19 protein-coding genes are annotated in these 20,934 nt (G+C 46.7%); 6 read left to right on the plus strand and 13 right to left on the minus strand.

Annotated elements, in window-relative coordinates; all coding sequences use genetic code 11:
• Nucleotides 1-41: 41 nt before the first annotated feature.
• Complete coding sequence (gene yihA, locus OL444_RS07060; RefSeq protein ID WP_264733927.1) at nucleotides 42-650, plus strand: ribosome biogenesis GTP-binding protein YihA/YsxC; 609 nt, start codon at nucleotides 42-44, stop codon at nucleotides 648-650.
• Between the two features lie 105 nt (nucleotides 651-755).
• Here yihA and OL444_RS07065 read toward each other — a convergent pair whose 3' ends face one another.
• From OL444_RS07065 to OL444_RS07110, 10 genes are all read right to left on the minus strand, one after another.
• The gene (locus OL444_RS07065) at nucleotides 756-1,274 is read right to left on the minus strand and encodes a hypothetical protein (RefSeq protein ID WP_264733926.1); all 519 of its coding nucleotides are present in this window, start codon (nucleotides 1,272-1,274) and stop codon (nucleotides 756-758) included.
• 61 nt (nucleotides 1,275-1,335) lie between these two features.
• Complete coding sequence (locus OL444_RS07070) at nucleotides 1,336-1,794, minus strand: hypothetical protein (protein ID WP_264733925.1); 459 nt, start codon at nucleotides 1,792-1,794, stop codon at nucleotides 1,336-1,338.
• A gap of 178 nt (nucleotides 1,795-1,972) precedes the next feature.
• Nucleotides 1,973-2,446 carry a ribonuclease H-like YkuK family protein gene (locus tag OL444_RS07075; protein WP_264733924.1) on the minus strand — a complete coding sequence of 158 codons (474 nt, stop codon included), beginning with the start codon at nucleotides 2,444-2,446 and terminating at the stop codon, nucleotides 1,973-1,975.
• A 230-nt stretch (nucleotides 2,447-2,676) separates the two neighbouring features.
• Nucleotides 2,677-3,054 (minus strand): CoA-binding protein, encoded by a 378-nt coding sequence (locus OL444_RS07080; RefSeq protein WP_264733923.1) that lies wholly within the window; start codon nucleotides 3,052-3,054, stop codon nucleotides 2,677-2,679.
• A gap of 18 nt (nucleotides 3,055-3,072) precedes the next feature.
• On the minus strand, nucleotides 3,073-4,038 hold the full coding sequence (locus OL444_RS07085) for a TIGR01777 family oxidoreductase (RefSeq protein WP_264733922.1): 966 nt from the start codon (nucleotides 4,036-4,038) through the stop codon (nucleotides 3,073-3,075).
• Nucleotides 4,039-4,100: 62 nt separating this feature from the next.
• Nucleotides 4,101-4,607 carry a GbsR/MarR family transcriptional regulator gene (locus tag OL444_RS07090; RefSeq protein WP_264733921.1) on the minus strand — a complete coding sequence of 169 codons (507 nt, stop codon included), beginning with the start codon at nucleotides 4,605-4,607 and terminating at the stop codon, nucleotides 4,101-4,103.
• A gap of 550 nt (nucleotides 4,608-5,157) precedes the next feature.
• Nucleotides 5,158-6,813 carry a pyruvate dehydrogenase complex dihydrolipoamide acetyltransferase gene (locus OL444_RS07095; protein WP_264733920.1) on the minus strand — a complete coding sequence of 552 codons (1,656 nt, stop codon included), beginning with the start codon at nucleotides 6,811-6,813 and terminating at the stop codon, nucleotides 5,158-5,160.
• Between the two features lie 117 nt (nucleotides 6,814-6,930).
• Nucleotides 6,931-8,874, minus strand: a complete 1,944-nt coding sequence (locus tag OL444_RS07100) for a DNA polymerase III subunit gamma/tau (RefSeq protein ID WP_264733919.1) — start codon at nucleotides 8,872-8,874, stop codon at nucleotides 6,931-6,933.
• A gap of 87 nt (nucleotides 8,875-8,961) precedes the next feature.
• Entirely contained in the window at nucleotides 8,962-11,076 is a 2,115-nt protein-coding gene (locus tag OL444_RS07105; RefSeq protein ID WP_264733918.1) for a M48 family metallopeptidase, read from the minus strand.
• Nucleotides 11,077-11,318: 242 nt separating this feature from the next.
• The gene (locus OL444_RS07110; protein WP_264733917.1) at nucleotides 11,319-12,485 is read right to left on the minus strand and encodes a hypothetical protein; all 1,167 of its coding nucleotides are present in this window, start codon (nucleotides 12,483-12,485) and stop codon (nucleotides 11,319-11,321) included.
• 69 nt (nucleotides 12,486-12,554) lie between these two features.
• On the opposite strand from OL444_RS07110, the gene OL444_RS07115 reads away from it, so the two are divergent.
• Both OL444_RS07115 and OL444_RS07120 read left to right on the plus strand, forming a co-directional pair.
• Nucleotides 12,555-13,163, plus strand: a complete 609-nt coding sequence (locus OL444_RS07115; RefSeq protein ID WP_264733916.1) for a hypothetical protein — start codon at nucleotides 12,555-12,557, stop codon at nucleotides 13,161-13,163.
• A 19-nt stretch (nucleotides 13,164-13,182) separates the two neighbouring features.
• Nucleotides 13,183-13,695, plus strand: a complete 513-nt coding sequence (locus tag OL444_RS07120) for a GNAT family N-acetyltransferase (protein ID WP_264733915.1) — start codon at nucleotides 13,183-13,185, stop codon at nucleotides 13,693-13,695.
• A gap of 75 nt (nucleotides 13,696-13,770) precedes the next feature.
• Here the strand turns inward: OL444_RS07120 and OL444_RS07125 are convergent, their stop codons facing one another.
• Nucleotides 13,771-15,264, minus strand: a complete 1,494-nt coding sequence (locus tag OL444_RS07125; protein ID WP_264733914.1) for a DUF6600 domain-containing protein — start codon at nucleotides 15,262-15,264, stop codon at nucleotides 13,771-13,773.
• 309 nt (nucleotides 15,265-15,573) lie between these two features.
• Here OL444_RS07125 and pnuC point away from each other — a divergent pair, with 309 nt between their 5' ends.
• Complete coding sequence (gene pnuC / locus OL444_RS07130) at nucleotides 15,574-16,230, plus strand: nicotinamide riboside transporter PnuC (RefSeq protein WP_264733913.1); 657 nt, start codon at nucleotides 15,574-15,576, stop codon at nucleotides 16,228-16,230.
• Between the two features lie 25 nt (nucleotides 16,231-16,255).
• Here the strand turns inward: pnuC and OL444_RS07135 are convergent, their stop codons facing one another.
• Complete coding sequence (locus OL444_RS07135) at nucleotides 16,256-17,479, minus strand: purple acid phosphatase family protein (protein WP_264733912.1); 1,224 nt, start codon at nucleotides 17,477-17,479, stop codon at nucleotides 16,256-16,258.
• Nucleotides 17,480-17,818: 339 nt separating this feature from the next.
• Here OL444_RS07135 and atpD point away from each other — a divergent pair, with 339 nt between their 5' ends.
• Entirely contained in the window at nucleotides 17,819-19,321 is a 1,503-nt protein-coding gene (gene atpD, locus OL444_RS07140; protein ID WP_264733911.1) for a F0F1 ATP synthase subunit beta, read from the plus strand.
• 60 nt (nucleotides 19,322-19,381) lie between these two features.
• Nucleotides 19,382-19,639 (plus strand): ATP synthase F1 subunit epsilon, encoded by a 258-nt coding sequence (gene atpC / locus OL444_RS07145; RefSeq protein ID WP_264733910.1) that lies wholly within the window; start codon nucleotides 19,382-19,384, stop codon nucleotides 19,637-19,639.
• Nucleotides 19,640-20,177: 538 nt separating this feature from the next.
• On the opposite strand, the gene OL444_RS07150 is transcribed toward atpC, so the two are convergent.
• Nucleotides 20,178-20,729, minus strand: a complete 552-nt coding sequence (locus tag OL444_RS07150) for a YqgE/AlgH family protein (protein WP_264752011.1) — start codon at nucleotides 20,727-20,729, stop codon at nucleotides 20,178-20,180.
• Nucleotides 20,730-20,934 lie beyond the last annotated feature (205 nt).

Raw genomic sequence — 20,934 nt, forward strand, 5'->3', positions numbered from 1 at the left:
GTAGTGTTGCGGGATTTTTAACAGAACAAAGTAGTATTATTATGATTATCAAGTCAGCTGAATATCTGATCAGCAGCCCTGATTGGGAAAAGTGCCCCAATCCGGTATGGCCGGAATATGCTTTTATTGGCCGTTCCAACGTAGGTAAGTCTTCATTGATCAACATCTTAGCCAACAATGAAAAACTGGCCAAAACGTCCGGAACTCCCGGTAAAACGCAGTTGATTAATCATTTTGCGATAAATAATGCCTGGTACCTGGTGGATCTGCCCGGGTATGGATTTGCCAAAAGAAGTCTGAGCCAGCGCCGGCAGTGGGAACAAATGATTGAAAACTACCTGCGCAAACGGCCTAACCTGGTGAGTGTTTTTGTGTTGATCGACAGCCGGCATAGTCCGCAGAAAATAGATATTGAGTTTATAAACCAGCTGGGTGAGTGGAATATTCCTTTCAGCCTCGTGTTTACCAAGGCCGATAAAAGTACGCAGGCAGAAGTAAGCCGCAACGTAAAGGCTTTCCTGAATAAAATGCGGGAAACCTGGCAGTTTCTCCCGCCCAATTTCGTTACATCTACCGTAAAGAAAACCGGCCGGGATGCTATTCTGAACTATATAGACGAATTAAACGCCCAGTTTCGCGCCATCGCTTAAGGGGGATAAAGAAGATAAAAAGCCTGATGTGTACTCACGTCAGGCTTTACTATTATAGAATGGCGGGGCGACGTATATTCCTGACCGTTATCCAGCCTGTTGGTATCAGAGGTGGGATAGCGCAGTTTTTAATTGCTCCAGATAATGTTTGATATAATCCGGCCCATGACCAAGATCCACTTCTATCATCGTATCGTCTGTACCATTATGCTCGTGATAGTTTAATACCCAGTAAGCATTATCGGCGCAGCTGCGGCAGCTGTATTTTCCCACATTGGCATCGCCTTTTATATGGGATTTCGGAAAGCCGGAAAAATAACCTTTCAGACTTTCATGGGCATCCGCAGAAAGCTTCACATAAACGGGGGCGATGTATACGTTCTTAATCTCAAAGCTTTCTGTAGCAGTGATCAGATAAGTTGGCGGCTGAGCGCCAGCAGTAGTAAATCCTCCCGCCAGTTGTACACTCAGATAATCTACGCCCTGGTATTGGCTGCTTTTGAAGCCTCGGGTGCCGGAGCGTGTGTTTTCAACGTTATCCTGTAAAGCGGCATCTTTTTTACAGGCAATAGAAAGGAGGCTGAGGCTCAATGCCACAGCAATAGCTGATTTAAAAGCAAACATGGTTTAGCGGATTAAGTGATTTTAGAATGGCGAACTACCTGGCAGTGGCAGTCTTATTGGCTTATAGCTTACAGTTGCTGATGGTTTGCTGTAATTTTTCGAGATAACCTTTTATATAGTCCGGGCCTCCGCCGAAATCTATTTCATATACTTCCGGTTTATTGTCCGGGCCTTGTACGGTAAATATCCAGTAGGGAATATCACTGGCGCCTTTCAGGCTGAGTTGTTTGCCGCCTTCTTTGCGCAGGGAGTCCAGGGGAAACTGCTCCAGGTAAGGCTTTAAACTGTCGTAGATATTGGCTGGCAGCTCAACGGGTGTTTTTCCGGCGGTCTCCTGATAAACACCTTTATCTGTTATCCGGAAAGCGGCTGGCTGGAAACCAGCGGTGGAATAGCCGGCAGAAGTAAAGGAAAGTGTCTGGATTTCCGGATGACCGGTTGCTTTTTTCTTTACACCACAGGCCATCATAAACAGCGAAAAAATTACTACTACAGCGAAGGTCGATTTTGTTGATATCATAATCTGTATTTGTTTGGGCGATAAGTACAATAGCATAAGTAAAGCGCAACTACGAAGGAAATGTTACAGCAGGAAGGTACAAAATATAGCTGGATAAGGGGGAAAGATAACCGGCTGATATGAACTGTCATATCAGCAATACTTTGAGAGAGATACAATTAACAGACGACAGCGGCTTTTAATTCACCATTTTATTGGCGCAGCTGCTGCTGGCAAAAGCTTCTGGTTTGGCTTTAAAGGCAAAGCCCATACCCAGGATGTAACCCATTGCTTCCCGCAATGCCAGGTTACTTTTGAACTGCGGATTGGTATTGATGTCTGCATGTACTTCCATATCCACATCGTATTGGGTGAACAGGTCGCACAGTTCATAGGCAATTTCAATACTCTTGGCTACTTCCACCAGCATCCTTTCTTTGATGGAATAGCGGTCTTTGGTTTTTTCATTGTGGATAAACATGAATCCACCATGGCCTTCCCGCAGAAATACGATCACGGTCGCAAATTCCGTCTCCAGGCCTTTTACCTGAGAATCGGTACCGATACATACTTTCAGCCGGAATCCGTGTGCCGTTTCACGGATAATGGCCTGGCGTACTTCTTCCTTAACCGGAAGATGAATCACTTCTCCATTAAATCTTCTCCATTGCATATTATGTATGATTAAAGGGTGAACATACGTATACAAAATGCCGGGTAATGCCTGTCGATGAAGTAATGCCGCGCGGGTGTATCCGGTTAACAAATGGGGATGTGTGTACAGGGGGTGATGATCTATGACGAATATACGAAAAGCTGACAGCTTTACGCTATTAGCTTTTCGTTAATCTTTATACCATGGGCCGATAACAGGAGGGAGAACGGGGTAATGGTGCCGGTGACCTAAAACTGTCCGGTAGTGAGTAATACCAGGGTACAGGCCTCCAGTGGTTCAATATGATGTTCCCTGGCGATGTTGGCCAGCTCCTCATTTTCTGTTCCCGGATTAAAAATAATACGTTTGGGTTGCAGCTGCAGGATATAGTCATAGTATGCTTCCTGCAGTAAAGGGTTCAGATAAAGGGTAACGGTATCTACATTTTCCAGGGCCGGATGTTCCGTAATGATCGGCGTGTCGTCTATGGCAGCGGCACGGTTGCCGATAGCTACTACCGGATGGCCTTTGGCTTTCAGTCTGTTTACAGCCATGTTACTGTATCTTTCCGGATTAGGTGAGGCACCTAATACAACGGTGAGCTTTTTATCATTGATCGTATCCATTGTTCTAAATTACGCATTTCAAAACAAGTGATAAGCGGAACGAGGCATATGCGCCAGGATGTCTTTAAAGGCTTCCGGTAATGCCGGATACAGGAATACAAATCCTTCCCGCAATGCCCGGGTAGGGAGTACCCACCTGCTTTTCAGCAGCAGTTCCGTTTCAGTACCTATCAGCGCGGCGCCGATGGCCAGCAGGGGAGCGGGTGCCGGAAGGCCGAAGAGATGGCCGGCCGTCTGCCGCAATGTTTTCATAAATACTTTATTGGGAACCGGTTGCGGCGCTGTGCAGTTGAACACACCGGAAAGATCTTCGCGGCCGGCCAGCCATTCCACCATCCGGCATACATCGGCCTGATGTATCCAGGTAAACATTTGTTGCCCGGTGCCCTGAAAGCCGCCCAGTCCGAATTTAACAAGATTGAGATAAGGCTGCATGACGCCACCGGGTTGCCATCCGAGTGTTACGCCTATACGCAGGATCACTTTTCGTGTATGGGGTAGGGTTATATCATTAAATGTCTGTTCCCAGCGCTTGCATACCTGTACGGAAAAGTCGTTGGCTATTTCACCGGTGAATTCATCCATCGGCCGGTCGGTGGCATGCCGGTAGATCGTGGCGCTGGCAGCGTTGATCCATAGTGCGGGGGGATGTTGCAGGGTGCGTATGGCCTGCCCCAGTACTTCCGTTGCCTCGATGCGGCTTTCGGTAATGAGCTGTTTGTTCCGGTCGTTATAGCGACAATTAACGCTTTTGCCAGTCAGGTTGATCAGGATATCTGCTTTTTCCAGGGAAGAGATCCAGTCGCCGGGGGTGCGGGCATCCCATTGTACATAGCTGACTTGTTTATTACCGGCACGGGGCTGCCGGGTGAGTATGACGATGTCGTTATGGGGGCCGAAGTATTCCAGCAGACTTTTACCAATAAAGCCGGTGCCGGCGGCAATCACTATTTTTTTATGTTGTATACCTGCGGTAGATGACATATACTTTTTTATTTTTTATTTCAGAACTTTCAGTAAATATTGAAATATTGAGGCAAAAAAAATTATTTGATTAGCTTAATCAGGCTGCTATAAAACCAGCTTTCTTCAGATTTAATGAAGGCACTGATGGTTTTGTCGGTTTGTACGGCAAATTTGTTGATGTTGGAAATGGCATCTTTAAAGGCTTTCAGCTCTTTATCTTTGGAATCGCCTTCTGCCTGCTGGAGTTGCAGTAATACTTTCATAATAGGATCCAGCTCCCGTTTTTTTCTTTCGCGGGCAATGTAGGTAGCTACTTTCCAGATGTCCTTTTCTGCGATAAAAAACTCTTTCCTTTCACCGGGAATGAGTACACGTTCTACGAGGCCCCAGTTGATGAGTTCCCGCACATTCATATTGGTATTGCCCCGGGAGATGTTTAATTCTTCCATGATATCATCCGCACTCAACGGATCCGGCATAACCAGCAATAACGCATGAATCTGAGCCATAGTACGGTTGATACCCCATTGTGCCCCTAAAGATCCCCAGGTTTGGATGAATTGCGCTTTTGCTTCCACTAAGTTCATGTAGGTCGTAATTTATAGACGATTACTAATATAGGAACAAATGTATACCAAGTTTTTGAACTTTCAAAATATAATGAAACATTTTGGAGGTGCTAGGGTTGATTGGTGGCATCTCTATCAACATTTGTATTGGTATTACGCAAAATTGCTATCTGGTTATACCATAGAGTAATGGCGCTGACGCAATTAAAATCATCAGTGAGATGGTCAGTTGTACTTGTTTCCCACAAGATTGTTCCCACTGAATCATTAGCTGGTGGGATTTAAGCGTATAATCCATAAATATTATAATAAAAATGGATTATAATCCTTAGTAAGCTGAAAGCATATGAGTTTAAATGGAGTAAAACGGAGAAAGTACGTTTTCCTCAGACCTTTACCACTAATTATCCCGAAGCAACCACCCGGATTATTTCTCCTGACAATGTGGAGGATTTTATTGGTATCGAAAAGTATATAACCGCTACCCCCAGGAATTTCCACAAATAAAAAGGCGGAGCATTTGCTCCGCCTTTTCGTATAGCTATTATCGTTAGAGGAATATCCTGCTTTACACCATCATGGTCAGCGGGCTTTCCAGGTAAGCTTTCAGGGTCGCCAGGAAACGGGCGCCTACTGCTCCGTCCACACTTCTGTGGTCGCAGCTCAGGGTCAGTTTCATGATGTTGGCCACTTTCACTTCACCTTTTTCCACAATCGCTGTTTCCTTAATACCGCCTACTGCGAGGATAGCGGAATCCGGTGGATTGATGATGGCGGTGAACTCGTCTATACCCAGCATACCGAGGTTGGATACGGTAAAGGTATTACCGCTGAAATCCTGCGGCTGCAGTTTTTTGTTTTTGGCTTTATCGTACAGCACTTTTGCTTCACTCGCAATCTGGCTCAGTGTTTTCTGATCAGCAAAGCGTACTACCGGCACAATCAGTCCATCTTCGATGGCTACTGCAGAACCGATGTGAATGTGTTTGTTCTGACGGATAAAATCACCCATCCAGCTGCTGTTTACATCCGGATGCTGACGCAGCGCCAGGGAGGCAGCTTTGATCACCATATCGTTGAAGGAAATCTTCACCGGAGAAACTTCGTTGATGGATTTACGTATTTCCATCGCTTTATCCATATTCACATCTACTTTCAGGTAGAAGTGAGGAGCGGAGAATTTGCTTTCGCTGAGACGTTTGGCAATAACCGAACGCATTTTGCTTACCGGAATGTCGGTATAACCTTCGCCGGATTGTGCAGCAAATGTGGCGGCAGGTGCGCTGGCAGCAGGAGCAGCAGCAGTTGTTTGTGCGGCAGCAGGTGCTGGTGCAGCAGCAGCCGGTACAAAACCATCAACATCTTTTTTCACGATACGGCCACCGTCTCCGGAACCTGTTACCTGTTGGATATCAATACCTTTCTCCTGGGCCAGTTTCTTAGCCAGCGGAGATGCTTTAACACGGCCATCGGCATTACCGGCAGCAGCAGTTTCGGCAGGAGCGGCAGTAGTAGCAGCGGGTGCAGCTTCCGTAGCAGGTGCTGCTGTAGCAGCAGGAGCACCGTTTTCAGCCGCGAGAATGGCATCTACACTGGTACCGGCTTTACCAACAATGGCAATAATACCGTTTACTTTGGCAGCATCGCCTTCTTTTACACCTATATATAACAAAGTGCCATCAGCATAACCGATGACTTCCATGGTTGCTTTATCCGTTTCTACTTCAGCCAGTACATCATCACTTTTCACTACGTCGCCTACTTTTTTGTTCCAGGCTACGATTTTTCCTTCCGTCATGGTATCGCTGAGCAGTGGCATCCGGACAACAGTCGCGTTTTTCAGTGCTTCTTGCAGCGCAGCATCATTTACTGCCGGAGCAGCAGCTGGTGCAGCGGCCTGCGGTGCAGGGCTGGCAGCGGGTTGCGCCTGTGCAGCTGCCGGAGCAGCGCTGTTATTTCCTTCCAGTAAAGCCGTATAGTCTTCTCCTGGCTTACCAACAATGGCAATAATTCCGTTAACCTTAGCTGCTTTTCCTTTTTCCACACCAATGTACAACAAGGTCCCTTCCACATAGCCCATCACTTCCATTGTTGCCTTGTCAGTTTCCACTTCAGCAATAACATCGTCTGCCTTTACGGTATCGCCCACCTTTTTATGCCATTCCGCAATGACCCCTTCCGTCATCGTATCACTCAAAAGGGGCATTCTGATAACTTCTGCCATAGTGTTTATTCAAAATTTTGCTCAAACCTACATGTTTTTGCTCAAAAACGCAAAGAAGGAATTGCAAACGGTTTAAAAATGTATATCTATCGTTAATTTAAAATCAGGTACCCAAAACTAAAAGTCTAGCTCCATATTAAGCCTGTCTTTCAGCTCCTTTACCAGGGGGAATTTCTCCGCCATTTGCTGGAATTGTTCCCTGCTGGAAAGGGGAGCCGGACCAATATCCTGGGTCTGCTGGCTTTCGTCCAGCAACAGGGTGAGTATAATGGTCGGATTATTGAATTTTTGCTTGAAGAACTCGGAAATCACCAGCTTCTCTTCTTCCATAAACCGGAACTGTACAATGTTCCGGCTGACAATACCAATTTCGGTAGGTGTCAGCAGCTTTAACAGGGCCAGCTGCAGGTTGCTGACTACAGTCATTTTATTGGCCTGCCGGTATTGGTCAATGAATTCCTCCCAGTACACGTGAATAGCGCCCTGGGTGAGTGGAATGATGGTCGCCTGCGGCGTATCCTGCTGTTTGGCAGCCATGGCCTGCTTCATTGCGGCCAGGCCGGTGAGTTTGCCTGCTGGTGCGGCTGTAGTAGCTGGTTTGGCAGCCGGGGCACTGACTGGTGCTGTTGGCTGAGCCGGAGCGCTGGTCTGTGGTGCAGTGGTTGCTACCGGAGGCACCACTGGCGGTGTTACCGGAGCAGCTGGTGGCGGTGTAGCCTCGGCCGGAGCAGGTGTATGGGATGCTGCCACCGGAGGCGCCTGTACAGGAGGAACCGGTGGAGTAGCTGTGTTAGTTGTTGATGCAGGTGGAGTAACCGGTGCAGCAGGGGCTGCCGGTTTTTCCGTAACGGGCCGGGCCGCTGTGGGCTGGGCTGCCGCAGTCCGCAGCTGTTGCGGAGCGGAGCCGTCAGGAACTAATTTTTTTTTTGATACCTCGCCGGTATTGTCATCACTTACCAGGGTAACTGCCTGCTGGAGATAACAAAGTTTAATCAGCGCCATTTCCACATGCAACCGCTTATTACGCGCCATGCGGTAATTGATCTCGGTTTCATTGAGCAGGTGCAGGGCTGTAATGAGGTAGGCCGGACTGATCTGGCTGGATAGCTGTTTGTAACGTTCTTTCAGGTTACCGGATACTTCTACCAGGTGTAAGGCCTTCTCTTCCTTGCACAATAACAGGTTCCGTAAGAATTCTGCCCAGCCGTTCAGGAAATTATCTCCCTCAAATCCTTTCTGTAAAATTTCATCAAATAATAACAGTGCTGTGGCGATATCTTCCTGTAAAACCGTGTCCATTACCCGGAAAAAGTAATCGTAATCCAGGATGTTCAGGTGTTCCAGGGTATTCTGATAGGTAAGATGGCCGCTGGTAAAGCTGACGATTTTATCCAGTGTACTCAGGGAGTCACGCATACAACCATCGGTTTTCTGCGCTACCAGGTGCAAGGCATCTGTATCTGCCTGGATATTTTCTTTACCACAGATTTCCTGCAGGTGATCTACCGTATCCTGTATGGTAATACGTTTAAAATCAAATATCTGACAACGACTGAGGATCGTTGGTAATATCTTGTGTTTCTCTGTGGTGGCCAGGATGAAGATAGCATAGGAGGGCGGTTCTTCCAGCGTTTTCAGAAATGCGTTGAAAGCCGAGGAACTCAGCATGTGTACCTCATCTATGATATAGATCTTGTATTTACCTGCCTGCGGAGAAAAACGTACCTGCTCCACCAGGGTCCTGATATCATCTACCGAGTTGTTAGACGCGGCATCCAGCTCGTGAATATTAAACGAACTTCCTTCGTTGAAGGATTTACAGGAATGACATTCGTTACAGGCTTCCCCGTCTGGTTGCAGGTTTTCGCAGTTGATAGTTTTTGCCAGAATACGGGCACAGGTAGTTTTTCCCACCCCCCGTGGTCCGCAAAACAGGAAGGCATGTGCCAGCTGGTGATTGCGGATGGCGTTTTTAAGGGTGGTAGTAATGTGTGCCTGTCCGACTACTGTTGAAAAGTTTTGTGGACGGTATTTCCGGGCTGAAACGATAAAATTCTCCATATGACTGCTACGCTTTCGCGAGGGCCGAAAATACGCACAAATTCAGTAAGAGAAAAATGCAGGGACCGACCCCGCGCCAGCAGCGGATTAGCTGCCCGGTTCCAAAGCCAGGATAAATTCCAGATAAGACCTTTTTAACAAGATGATACCATTGTTGTAATGTTCGAGGATGAGAGAACTCATTTCATGCAGTTCTTTGATGGCAGGATAATCGGGTACCGTATTCCGGCTGAATACGGGCACTTTATGCCGGAAGGTGATCATCTGCCGGTTAATGTCCGGTGGAAATGTATCACAGATATCCGTATGCATGACCATATCGCCCACCATGTTCCGGAAGTGGTGGCTTTCAGTAGATAGTTCCTCCAGGCAGGGCTGCAGGATCGCTGTTTGGCGTATACTGATATTAAACAACCTGCTGATACAGTCAATCAGCCGGATTACCTGATTACCCAGTAACCCGCTGTTTTGCTGATGTTGCAGGATCTGATGGTATTGGTGCTCCAGCTGCTGCAAGGTTTCCCTGCTTTTAAGACCCGCGCGGTAGCAGTGATAGTGGAAGGCCAGCTGGTCGTGTTGTAACAGCCAGGTTTGCTCTGCAGCTACCTGTACGTGAAGTTGCTGCGCCAGCAGACTTGCCTGCGGAGCGGGGTATTTGATACCGTCGAATTCAAAGTACCGGGTCGTAAACTGTCCGGATGCAATAGCCTGTAATGTCTCTGCGTCCTGTTGATTGCGGTAGAAAGCACGCATCCGGAATACTATATCCGGATGATACAAGGCGTGAAAGGTCAGCGTGGTTGTTTCCGCAGGGAGCAGCGTTGGGTCTGTCACCGCTGCTATAGGCGGAAAAGAACGGTTATCATAATAATCGTTAAACGGTCTGGGATATTCGTATAACCGGTGACGTTGGGCCAGTTCGGCAATAAATGCGGCCGGCGGAAAAAGAGTCAACGGCTCATCCGGCGCCAGGAAAGTATAGAGCTGGGCCGTTACTTCTTCTTGCAGGTGCTCTGGTTCATCAAACAGCAGCCAGGCGCTGGCTACAGCCTGTTCACACGATACATTGGCCGCCAGGTACCGGGCTTCCCGGGCCTCCCGGGTAGGATGACTGGTCCATTGATCCCGGAACTGTACCCGGCTTTTCAGAAACGAATGAAAATAAGTATCGGTGATGACCGGCAGTCCTCCGGCATCCGGCAACAGGTGATGCTGCCGCGCGTAATAGGTCATCAGCTCCCGTTGTGCCGTAAACACATTGGGAAAACGTAAGGCCCGTTCTGCCAGTTCAGGTATTTTATGTAAACAATAATCCAGGCAGTGACTCCCCATTTCCATCCTGCGGATACTACTTACTGCTGCCTCGGTACCGGCAAGAGATACGGCCAGCGTATCTGCCTGTAAAGCCATCTCCCGGCTCAGCGCCTGATATTGGCGGTTAAACAGCTGATATATTTTTCTAAGCAGGTATTGCATGCCGCTGATCACACCGGTGGTAATGTGCAGGAAAAAACTGAATAAACCACTACCGGCCTGCCATCTGCTGACAAGCATTTGCCAGCTGTCGTTCTCGTACAGTAAATGATACAGACGTTTGTTCAACAGGTATATATAGCTGGCAGGGTTGACCGTATGGTGGGAAAAGAACCCGAATTCATGCGCCAGCGCCATTTTAAACTCACTGATATTAACGCAGTTGACGAGTCCCAATCCTATTTCAAGATGCTGGCGTACCGGCAGAAAAATGCTCAGAAAACCGGAGCGATAACACATGGAGGCGCTAACATCCGGTACTACAAATATTTTCCGGGGAAAGCTGATGTGACTATCTTTTACCAGTTGCCGGATAAAGTCAAATAACCGGGGATGATGACGGGCACTGATCTCGGTGCGGTAAGTATGCGTAGCCGCAGGCGGGTGGAAGAGAAAAGTCAGCAGAAAAAACAGCACCATACCTCCCAGTAATATCATGACGCCGGAAAGGAGGGCTGTCAGTACTTTCGGATTGGCCCGGAACAACAGGATGCCTCCGGCTATACAAGCTGCAGATAAGGTGACAGCAGCGGCCAGTAATATTACATATAGCAGGAAGAACAAGATCACGCAACTGATGACTTTTATAGTCTTTCGCCTGAACTGCGGAGTAGTAGTCATGGGGATTGCGCGCACATGCCTCGGGCTCCCGGGATATAAGTTGGTCATGACATCATACCAGGTTTAGATAATAATCGTTGCAAAAGGGATCTAAATATATCGAATATCCGGTAATTTATTGATAGGCTGCCTGCCGGGAAAGGAAGCGGGTAGAAGCGTTTAGCGGGATTAACGCTTTAAATCATACTGTTAGGTGGTCGGATACCGGAATAAAAAAAACAAAAGCAGCGTGAAATCCGGTAAGCCGGGTACGCTGCTTTTTTATAAATGGAAAGTATGACTGTATTTTATTAGGATACCATGGGATGCCTTTCATATGGAGCGGAGCGGTCAAACAGGTACCGGTAGGTGGTCAGCTGCCGCGAAGGCGCTCCTCCCAGACTTTCTGCAACATTCAGCATCTTGGGATTAAAATCACCGATCCACTGCATTTCAAACTCCAGGTAAGGGCTGGTGTCCCCTTGCATGTACCGGGCACCTTCGATGATGATATAGGCATCCACTCCTTTTCCCTGAAATTCAGGGGCCACACCGAAAATTATCCCTACGGTTTTGTTATTGCTGCGGATGATTTTGTGCCAGAGGAAGATCAGTTTCTGTAACAGACCAAACTGGCCGTTCATGTGTTTCAGGTACTGGTTCAGATCCGGTAGATTCAGCCAGATGGCTATAGGCTCATTGTTGTGGTAGGCAAACCAGGCTATCTTTTCATCCAGCAGTGGTTTCATTTGTTTAAAGAGACTAAAAGCCTGCACCTTGCTCATCTCTTTTCCTCCGTCATGCTGCGCCCAGGCTTTGTTATACACGATACTGAAATCAGTGGCAAATTTTTCCAGTTCACTTTTCCGTAAATGCCGGGCACTGAAAGCCGGATCCTGTGCAATGAGCGCATGTCTGGCAGTGAATTTTTCCTGCAAAGGCGTTTTGAGAGGCATCCCATAACAGATCTGGTTGAAATACAGCTGGAAGCCATATGTTTCAAAGAGCTGTACATAATAGGGCGGATTGAAATTCATGCCATATAAAGGTTCATGATATCCTTTGGTTAATAGTCCCCACCAGTTATTGCGTTCGCCGAAGTTGATAGGGCCATCCATCGCCTGCATCCCTCTTTCCTGTAACCACTGTCTGGCCGTGTCAAATAAAAGGTTGGCGGTTTGCTGATCATTTACACAATCAAAAAAACCAATACCACCTACCGGCACTTTATCTCCCTTATTTTTATATTTTTTATTGACAAAAGCGGCTATTCTGCCCAGATATTTCCCTTGTTCATCCTTTAATATCCATCTGATGCATTCTCCATGTCTGAAGGCTTTGTTAGTATCCGGATTAAATACCCCATTGATATCTTTGTCGAAAGGTCTTATCCATCCGGGTACATCTTTATTCAAGGTAACATGGACGTCCAGAAATTGCCGTGCTGTTTGTTCGTTATTTACAGTAATCAATTGCATTGTAACCTGACCATTTGTACAAATGTAGAAAAAAAGTGTATTGGCATCATTTTTTCAGGAAAGCTTTCTATGAAACGCCCATATCTTTATTCTGTCATATTATTGGTCATTATTATCCTTATAAGTATCGGCTATTGCCAGCAACAACGCCAGATGCGCCGCATTGGTGCCGAAAATCAGCGACTCTGGAACGAAAACCGCGACCTGCGTAAACAGGTAGAGCAGGCGAGTGCTGTAACTTCGCAGATTACCAACCGGCAGGATATCCGGCAACGGTCTGCCGGGCAGTTCATTGAACGTCGTTCTTACTACCGCCGTAACTGGCAGCAGTTTATTGCTGCTACTGCCGGCGATTACCGCACAGGATTATTGGGTGGTATCAGAAACCTGGAAATAATCGTTCGTAATCAAACAGAATACCCGCTGGATAATGTAATGGTAAAGGTGGAATACCTGAAAAATAATAATGAACTGTTTAAAACAGAACAATACACCATCAGTAATATTCCGGAGAAAGGGGTGCGTACAATTACTGCTTCCAATAGCCGTAAAGGCAGTAAGGTACAGGTAAAGCTGATGAGTATTACCAGTCAGGCCATGAACTTTTGCTGGGCGGTAAGCAAGCCGGCTCCCGCTGGGAACCCCGATCCTTTTGAATGTGTGCCGTCTGCGAAATAGAATCATTAGCTTTGCCGGCATGATTCAGTTAGTGTCTGTTACGGAAGCAAATGAAGCCGTGTACAATTTATTTGAAGCCGCTTTTCCCATCGAAGAGCGGAGGCCATGGGATAAACAATTGCATTTAATGGCCATCGGAGAATTGCGCTTGTTGCATATTCTGAAAGATGATGTATTTGCAGGATTTGTGTTCTACTGGGAACTCCCCGATTTTTGTTTTATCGACTATTTTGCTATTCTGCCCGCAGCGCGTGGTGGTGGCTCGGGCACGCAGGTAATGCAGTTGCTGGAGCAACGATTTAGTCACATTGTATTGGAGGTAGAACCGCCACTAACGGAGGAGGCTGTACGTCGTATCGGATTCTATGAACGATTGGGCTACCAGACTTTTCCCCAGCTATACCATCAGCCACCGCATCATGCACACCTGCCGCCGCTGGAGCTGCGGCTCATGCAAAAAGGGATGTCATCTACCGATGCGGCTTTTCAGGAAATCAAAGATCAGCTGTATAAAAATATCTATAGTAAGTAAAAAACATAAAGAGAAAGGGGAAGCGAGTTACCGCTTCCCCTTTCTCTTTATGGATAGCCTGCGTCAGGCGTGTTGTTATTCTCCTCTGCGTGGCCGCTGATAGGAACCTTGCTGTTGTTGCTGTTGCTGTTGTTGTCTTTGTTGCTGCTGCTGTTCCCGTTGTACGCGTTGTATCTGTTCCTGTTGTTGTTGCTGTTGTCTTTGTTGTTGCTGTTGTTGTTCGCGTTGTGCACGTTGTATCTGTTCCTGTTGTTGTTGCTGTTGTCTTTGTTGTTGCTGTTGTTGTTCGCGTTGTGCACGTTGCATCTGTTCCTGTTGTTGCTGCTGTTCCCGTTGTACGCGTTGTATCTGTTCCTGTTGTTGTTGCTGTTGTCTTTGTTGCTGTTGTTGTTGTTCCCTTTGTATCCGTTGCAGCTGTTCCTGTTGCTGTTGTTGCTGGCGATATTGATCGTCTCCTCTGGAAGGACGGGTATATCCGCCATTATTATTGTTGCCGTTGTTGTTATTACCGTTGTTCACCGGCTGTTGCGGATTGGGTACCCTCGTTGGGCGGGTATACCCGCCATTATTGTTATTCCCGTTGTTACCGTTCCAGATGGTACCACCATTATTGTTGTTATTATTTACCGGTGGTTGCTGATTAGGTACTCTGGTCGGACGGGTATATCCGCCGTTATTATTGTTACCATTATTACTATTGTTGCCATTGTTACCATTCCAGATGGTACCTCCGTTATTGCCGGGTGTTACCCGGGTTGGGCGGTTGCCATCATTGCCTGGTTGTACCGGACGATTTCTGTCGGCTTCCCTGCCCCGCTGGAGTGCGGCAGCATCCGGGCGGTACATACGCAAGCGGTCATTGGTAACTCTTTCCACACCTGGTCTTTCCAGATCGCTTACCCTTACCGGTCTTACGGATGTCCGGGTATAACGTCCTACTTCATTGGCATCTGGTCCGGTGTAGTAACGGTTACGGTTATATATATTGGTATTGTTGATGATAGTGGTGTTGTTGATGATCGTCACATTCCGGTTGCCACTGATATAGTAATTGGAAAGACGGCTACTGTTGATATACTGCCTGGGTACAAATGCCCAGTAGTTGGCAGGTACGTTGTAATAGTCACTACCCACATACATCTGTGGTCCCATCGGTGCCCAACCATAATAGTCACCGCCACTTCTCCAGTTTACCCAGGCCGGTCCCCATTCATTACCCGGTACCCAGAGCCAGCCCTGGAAGTTGTCATATAACCAGCGACCATAGTGGAAAGGAGCCCATCCCCAGGAATAATCAGACGCCCAGGTCCAGCCGTAATCACTGTAAACCCAGTGGCCATTAGTGTAATAAGGTCTGAAATCCCGGCCTGCATTGGGTACCCATACCTGGTCATATCCGGGATAGTTGATCCAGCGGCCGTAGGGACTTAATTCATCATAAAAAGAGATAGATCCACCTACTTGTACTCCCTGAGTTGGCATAGCGGCATAGTAGGAGGATGCACAGCTGCCCAGAAAAAAGGAGAGAAGTAATATAGACAATCCGGTATATTTTGTTAACTTTTTCATATGCCTGTTTTTAATACTTGATTGGTTATTTGCTGCTACAGGATGGAGGAAGTCCTATCGGCTGTTTTGTACAGTTGGTTAATGCTGAAAACTGACTCATGTTCGCATGGTAACGGCTGTAATATTTTTTTAAATTGTTAAAGGATATTGTTAAAATTTTTATAACGCCAGATCGCTTTCTGGTACTACATTTCATGTATGACAAAAATGATTCCAATTCCCATCTGCAGCGGGAAATCCTTGTTGGATAAGGGCGACGATGTATGGTAGAAAATAACGCTATCTTTAGTCCGGTTGTAACGAAAAACAATGACTGCTTTCTTTAGTATTACCCATTACTTTTTCTCCATAGGAGGATATGCCGTTAGTTATATAGAATTTATTGGCACTGTCACTGGATTATTATGCGTATGGCTGGCTGCCCGCGATCATATTTTTACCTGGCCGGTGGGATTGATGAATGTGAGCTGTTTTTTCATATTATTCTGGCAATTGCAATTGTATGCAGATATGTTCCTGCAACTTTATTTTTTTGCGACCGGTGTATATGGCTGGATATTCTGGTTGCGTAAACAACCGGAGCAGGAGCCGGTGTATGCATTGAGCCGGCAACAGCGCTGGTGGCTGGGAATAGCAGCCGTGATATTATCTGCGCTGACCGGATGGGTCATCAGCCAGGTACATAACTGGTGGCCGCAAACCTTTCGGCAGCCGGCGGCCTATCCTTATGTGGATTCAATTGTGGCGGTACTGAGCGTGATTGCTAATATCCTGCTGGCTAAAAGGATCTGGGAGAACTGGTTGTTATGGGTAATTGTAGATGTGATAGCTACCATGATTTATGTGAAAAAAGACGTCTTATTCCTTGGAGCAGAATACTTTATTCTTTTAATCATAGCGGCAGCGGGGCTGCTGAAATGGTATCGTTCGTACCGGCAGCAGTGGCAGTCAATACAGCAGCCATAACAACATTGTTATGGCTGCCGGCAGTTTATACGGTATAGGTGCCTATGGTAGTGCCATCATCCTTTAACAGGGTGAGTACCAGTTTTTGCGGATCTGCCTTTATTTTAATGAGGGTACGGTTGCCGTCTTTCGGGCCGCCGCCAATAATAATCGGATAATGGTGCTGCGTTTTATCCGGCGCATGAATGCCATAGGTATGGGTATGGCCGCAAATGAGCATATCTATTTTATATTTATTGAACAGGGGTCCGAACATTTCCCGGCAGTGCACCGGGCCATGCCATTCGCCCGCATGGTAAGGAGGAATGTGCATCATCACTATTTTATGTTTCGCCTTTTTATAGGCTGCAGACTGTAATTGCTGTTCCAGCCATACTGCCTGGTGGGCACGATAGGCATCGAAATCGGTGATACCGGCGTATACCGGGTGGGTATCTTCCTTATCTTCTCCGGTATCCAGTACAATGGCAAAAACAGGCCCCCAGGTGAAGGAGAAGTAATTGCCCTGCCCGGGGTTATCGAAATAGCGATGCCATTCCCGCGCGTATTTGCCCCGGGTTTCGTGGTTACCTCTTACATACAGGAAGGGCGTATGGGTCGAAAAGGATTCGCCGGCGGGCGTTAGCAGGTGATCAATAATCTGTTGTTCATCCGACTGATAATCAAATATATCCCCATTAAGGAATACAAAGTCGCCAGGTTCACCTGCCTGGAGCTGCAGCAGATGCGGGATGGAGGCGGGGCGATCGTGAATGTCGTTGAGGATGGACCAGGATACGGTATGGGCGTGTGGATCGGGCGCCGTGAAGGTGTAGGTCTCACTGCTGATGGTATCGCCATAGGTGAGCCGGTAGGGCTGAAAATCAACGATATCTTTCGAGTGTACCTGGTAGCTGTATTGCCGGCCGGGCTGGAGGTGGCTCAGTTCGATGCGGTGCAGGCGGTTGTTGGCATCTACCAGGCCGTTGGTTACATGGTGTGCTTTTTCCTGTAGTTGGCCGTTGGTACCGAATGTGACCCAGCTGTAGCAGGGGCGTGCGGTGATCCAGTTGATGGAAATGGTACCAGGCGCGGGATACTGCAGATAAGGTTTGCATAAAAAGGTGTGTGCCGGCTCACTGGTGGCGGGCTGTTCGTGGGTAGCTGCCCGTACCAGTGCCGGGCTGAGGCCGGTCATTCCCAGGAGGCTTGCTTTAGACAGGCGGCTGAGGAAAGATCGGCGGGATTGTTCACTGTGTTTGATTTTCATATGTTGATATTGTGTATTATGAAGAAGAGGGTTAAAAATAGTATCCGGAGGGTATAAAAGGGGATATTTTACATGAGTGGGGGCTTTAAATCCGGGAATAATTATATATAAATTTATTTAGTAATTTGATAGACTGCGCTTTGTATTGGCAGGGTATAAATGCCGGATAATGTGAAAATGCGGGTAAAATGCGACGGGAAAAGGTTTTTTTTCGTCATTAGCTTTTTGATTTTCACCCATTAACTATTACCTTTGCGGCAAATTTTAGAAACAGTTTACTGCTGGTAAACTGTTTTTGAGGAAGTAACTTTTTAGTATTTTATAAACCTCTTTAAAAATATGCCTAACACAGGTAAGATCAAACAAATTATCGGTCCCGTGGTGGACGTGCACTTTGATGACAAGTTGCCCGAAATCTACAGCGCATTGGAAATTACCCGCGAGAATGGTCAGAAGGTAGTATTGGAAGTACAACAGCACCTGGGTGAAGACAGCGTACGTTGTGTGGCGATGGACTCCACCGACGGTATGGTTCGTGGAATGAACGTAGTTGATAAAGGCGCGCCTATTAAAATGCCAATTGGCGACCAGGTTAAAGGACGTTTGTTCAATGTGGTAGGTGAAGCTATTGACGGTCTGGGTGATATTGACGCTTCGAATGGTTATCCTATTCACCGTCAGCCGCCAAGATTCGAAGACCTGGCTACTGAAACAGAAGTACTTTTTACCGGTATTAAAGTAATTGACCTGATTGAGCCATACGCAAAAGGTGGTAAAATCGGTTTGTTCGGTGGTGCTGGTGTGGGTAAAACTGTATTGATCCAGGAGCTGATCAATAACATCGCAAAAGGTTACGAAGGTTTGTCCGTATTCGCCGGTGTGGGTGAGCGTACCCGTGAAGGGAACGATCTGATGCGCGAAATGATCGAAGCAAACATCGTAAAATACGGTGATAAATTTAAAGAATCCATGGAGCACGGTGACTGGGATGTTACCGCTGTAGATAAAGAAATGCTGAAAAACTCACAGGCTACTTTCGTGTTCGGTCAGATGAACGAACCTCCGGGAGCCCGTGCACGTGTGGCATTATCTGGTCTGACACTGGCTGAATATTTCCGTGATGGAGATGGTTCTGCAGGTGGCGGTCGTGATATCCTGTTCTTCGTTGATAACATCTTCCGTTTCACCCAGGCAGGTTCTGAAGTATCCGCGCTGTTAGGTCGTATGCCTTCTGCGGTAGGTTACCAGCCTACACTGGCTACTGAAATGGGTCTGATGCAAGAGCGTATCACCTCTACTAAAAATGGTTCCATCACTTCCGTACAGGCGGTTTACGTACCTGCGGATGACTTGACGGATCCGGCTCCGGCAACTACCTTCTCCCACCTGGATGCTACCACGGTATTGGATCGTAAGATCTCCGATCTTGGTATCTACCCGGCGGTGAGCCCACTGGACTCTACTTCCCGTATCCTTACACCTATTATCGTAGGTGAAGCGCACTACAACTGCGCACAGCGTGTGAAAGCGATTCTGCAGCGCTATAAAGAACTGCAGGATATCATCGCGATCCTCGGTCTGGATGAGCTGAGCGACGAAGATAAACTGACTGTATCCCGCGCACGCCGTGTACAACGTTTCCTGTCACAGCCTTTCCACGTGGCAGAACAGTTTACCGGTCTGAAAGGTGTACTGGTACCAATCGAAGAAACTATCCGTGGTTTCAACATGATCATGGACGGTGAAGTAGATGAGTATCCTGAAGCAGCTTTCAACCTCGTAGGTAACATCGAAGCAGCTATTGAAAAAGGTAAGAAATTACTGGAAGCAGCGAATAACTAATTAAGTCGATGATCCCGGTTCTGCCGGGATCATTTACCCTTCACCATTTACGATCATAACATGCTATTAGAAGTATTAACACCAGAAAGAAAATTATATGCCGGCGAAGTGTACGGAGTACAGCTGCCAGGTATTGACGGTTCTTTTGAAATACTGGATAAACATGCGCCATTAATTGCAGCTCTCGGAAATGGTAAAATGAAAGTGCTGAAAGATAAAACCCATAATGAGTTTTTTACTATCAGCGGCGGATTTGTGGAAGTACTGCGCAATAAGGCTACCGTACTCGTAGAAGGCGCTGTAGCTGTGGAGAAATAAGCATACTAACAGTAGAAAATAATAAAAACCAGGCCGGGTAAGAGTACCCGGCCTTTGTTTTGTCCTAACTATTCCAATCTTAGAAGACCCGGTAATGCCGTAAGATTACCCCGCCGGGATTTCCTCTATTCATTTTTGCACAATACATTACCTGCACGGTTATACGAAATAAGCCGTGGGTCATATATGTACATCAATAAACAGCCTTATCAAGGGCTGTATATATTTACCTAATGAATATGCCTTTATGTTGATAATGTAATTGTCGATCAGGTAAAATTCTGGGCGTCTGTCTATAGAAGGTGCAAAATCAAAATATTTCTCATAGGTCTTTTGCCTTCATAGGTGTATTCTTACTCGGTTATGCTTACCTGAAAACGGGTTATACTATCGTTTTTCACATCAATTATTTAAGCAAGATATTTAATTTGTTTTAAATAAACACCATTCACATGAGGCATTTTTTATTTTCTTATCCGATATTTATCCGGTGTTTTTTTAATGCCTTGGTACACAGCAGAATAGCTGTTATCACGTATTAATTTAAGGAAGGATCAATGGGGAAATTTGCCATCATGGCAAAGTTACTGCCAAGGTTTCGGAGTGATTGCTGCCAGATTAACTGCTCCTGCTGCTCAAAAACAAGCGTCGTATCGCTGTGGGAAATAATCCACGACTTCTCCTGTATTTCCCCTTCCAGCTGCCCATCTGTCCAGCCGGCATAACCAATAAAGAATTTGATCTGCCCGGGCTCCAGCAATCCCTTATTCAAGGCAGCGACTACCTGTTCAAAATGGCCACCCCAATACACGCCGGGAATAATCTCTACCCCGCCGTCTATCAGCTCCGGCTGCTGGTGTACAAAATGAATCGTATCCATCTGTACAGGCCCCCCAAAATATACAGGAATGTTGCTGATCATGACCTCCGGCACCAGGTGGTGCAGCTGCTGATCAAATAATTTATTGATGACGAAACCCAGGCTCCCTTTGGGTTGATGCTCACAGAGCAGAATAACAGTACGTGCAAAATTCGGATCTTTCAGAAATGGATCTGCTATCAACAAAATGCCAGGCGACAAGTTTATCATACGCATACAATTTTATCGCTTAACCAAATTTAATTAAATGATTGATACAAAGCTTAAAAGATAAAGAAGAAGAGAGGGAAAGTAAAGGAAATAAAAAAAGGAGGCTAGAAAACCTCCTTACCATTTTATCAACCAAAATCTAAATCGCTTATGGAACGAATCCACATCGATGTATGTAGAAAGTTTAATTATTTTTTTCTATCTG

This window comes from Chitinophaga nivalis, from assembly GCF_025989125.1.
GTDB classification, from domain to species: Bacteria; Bacteroidota; Bacteroidia; order Chitinophagales; family Chitinophagaceae; genus Chitinophaga; species Chitinophaga nivalis.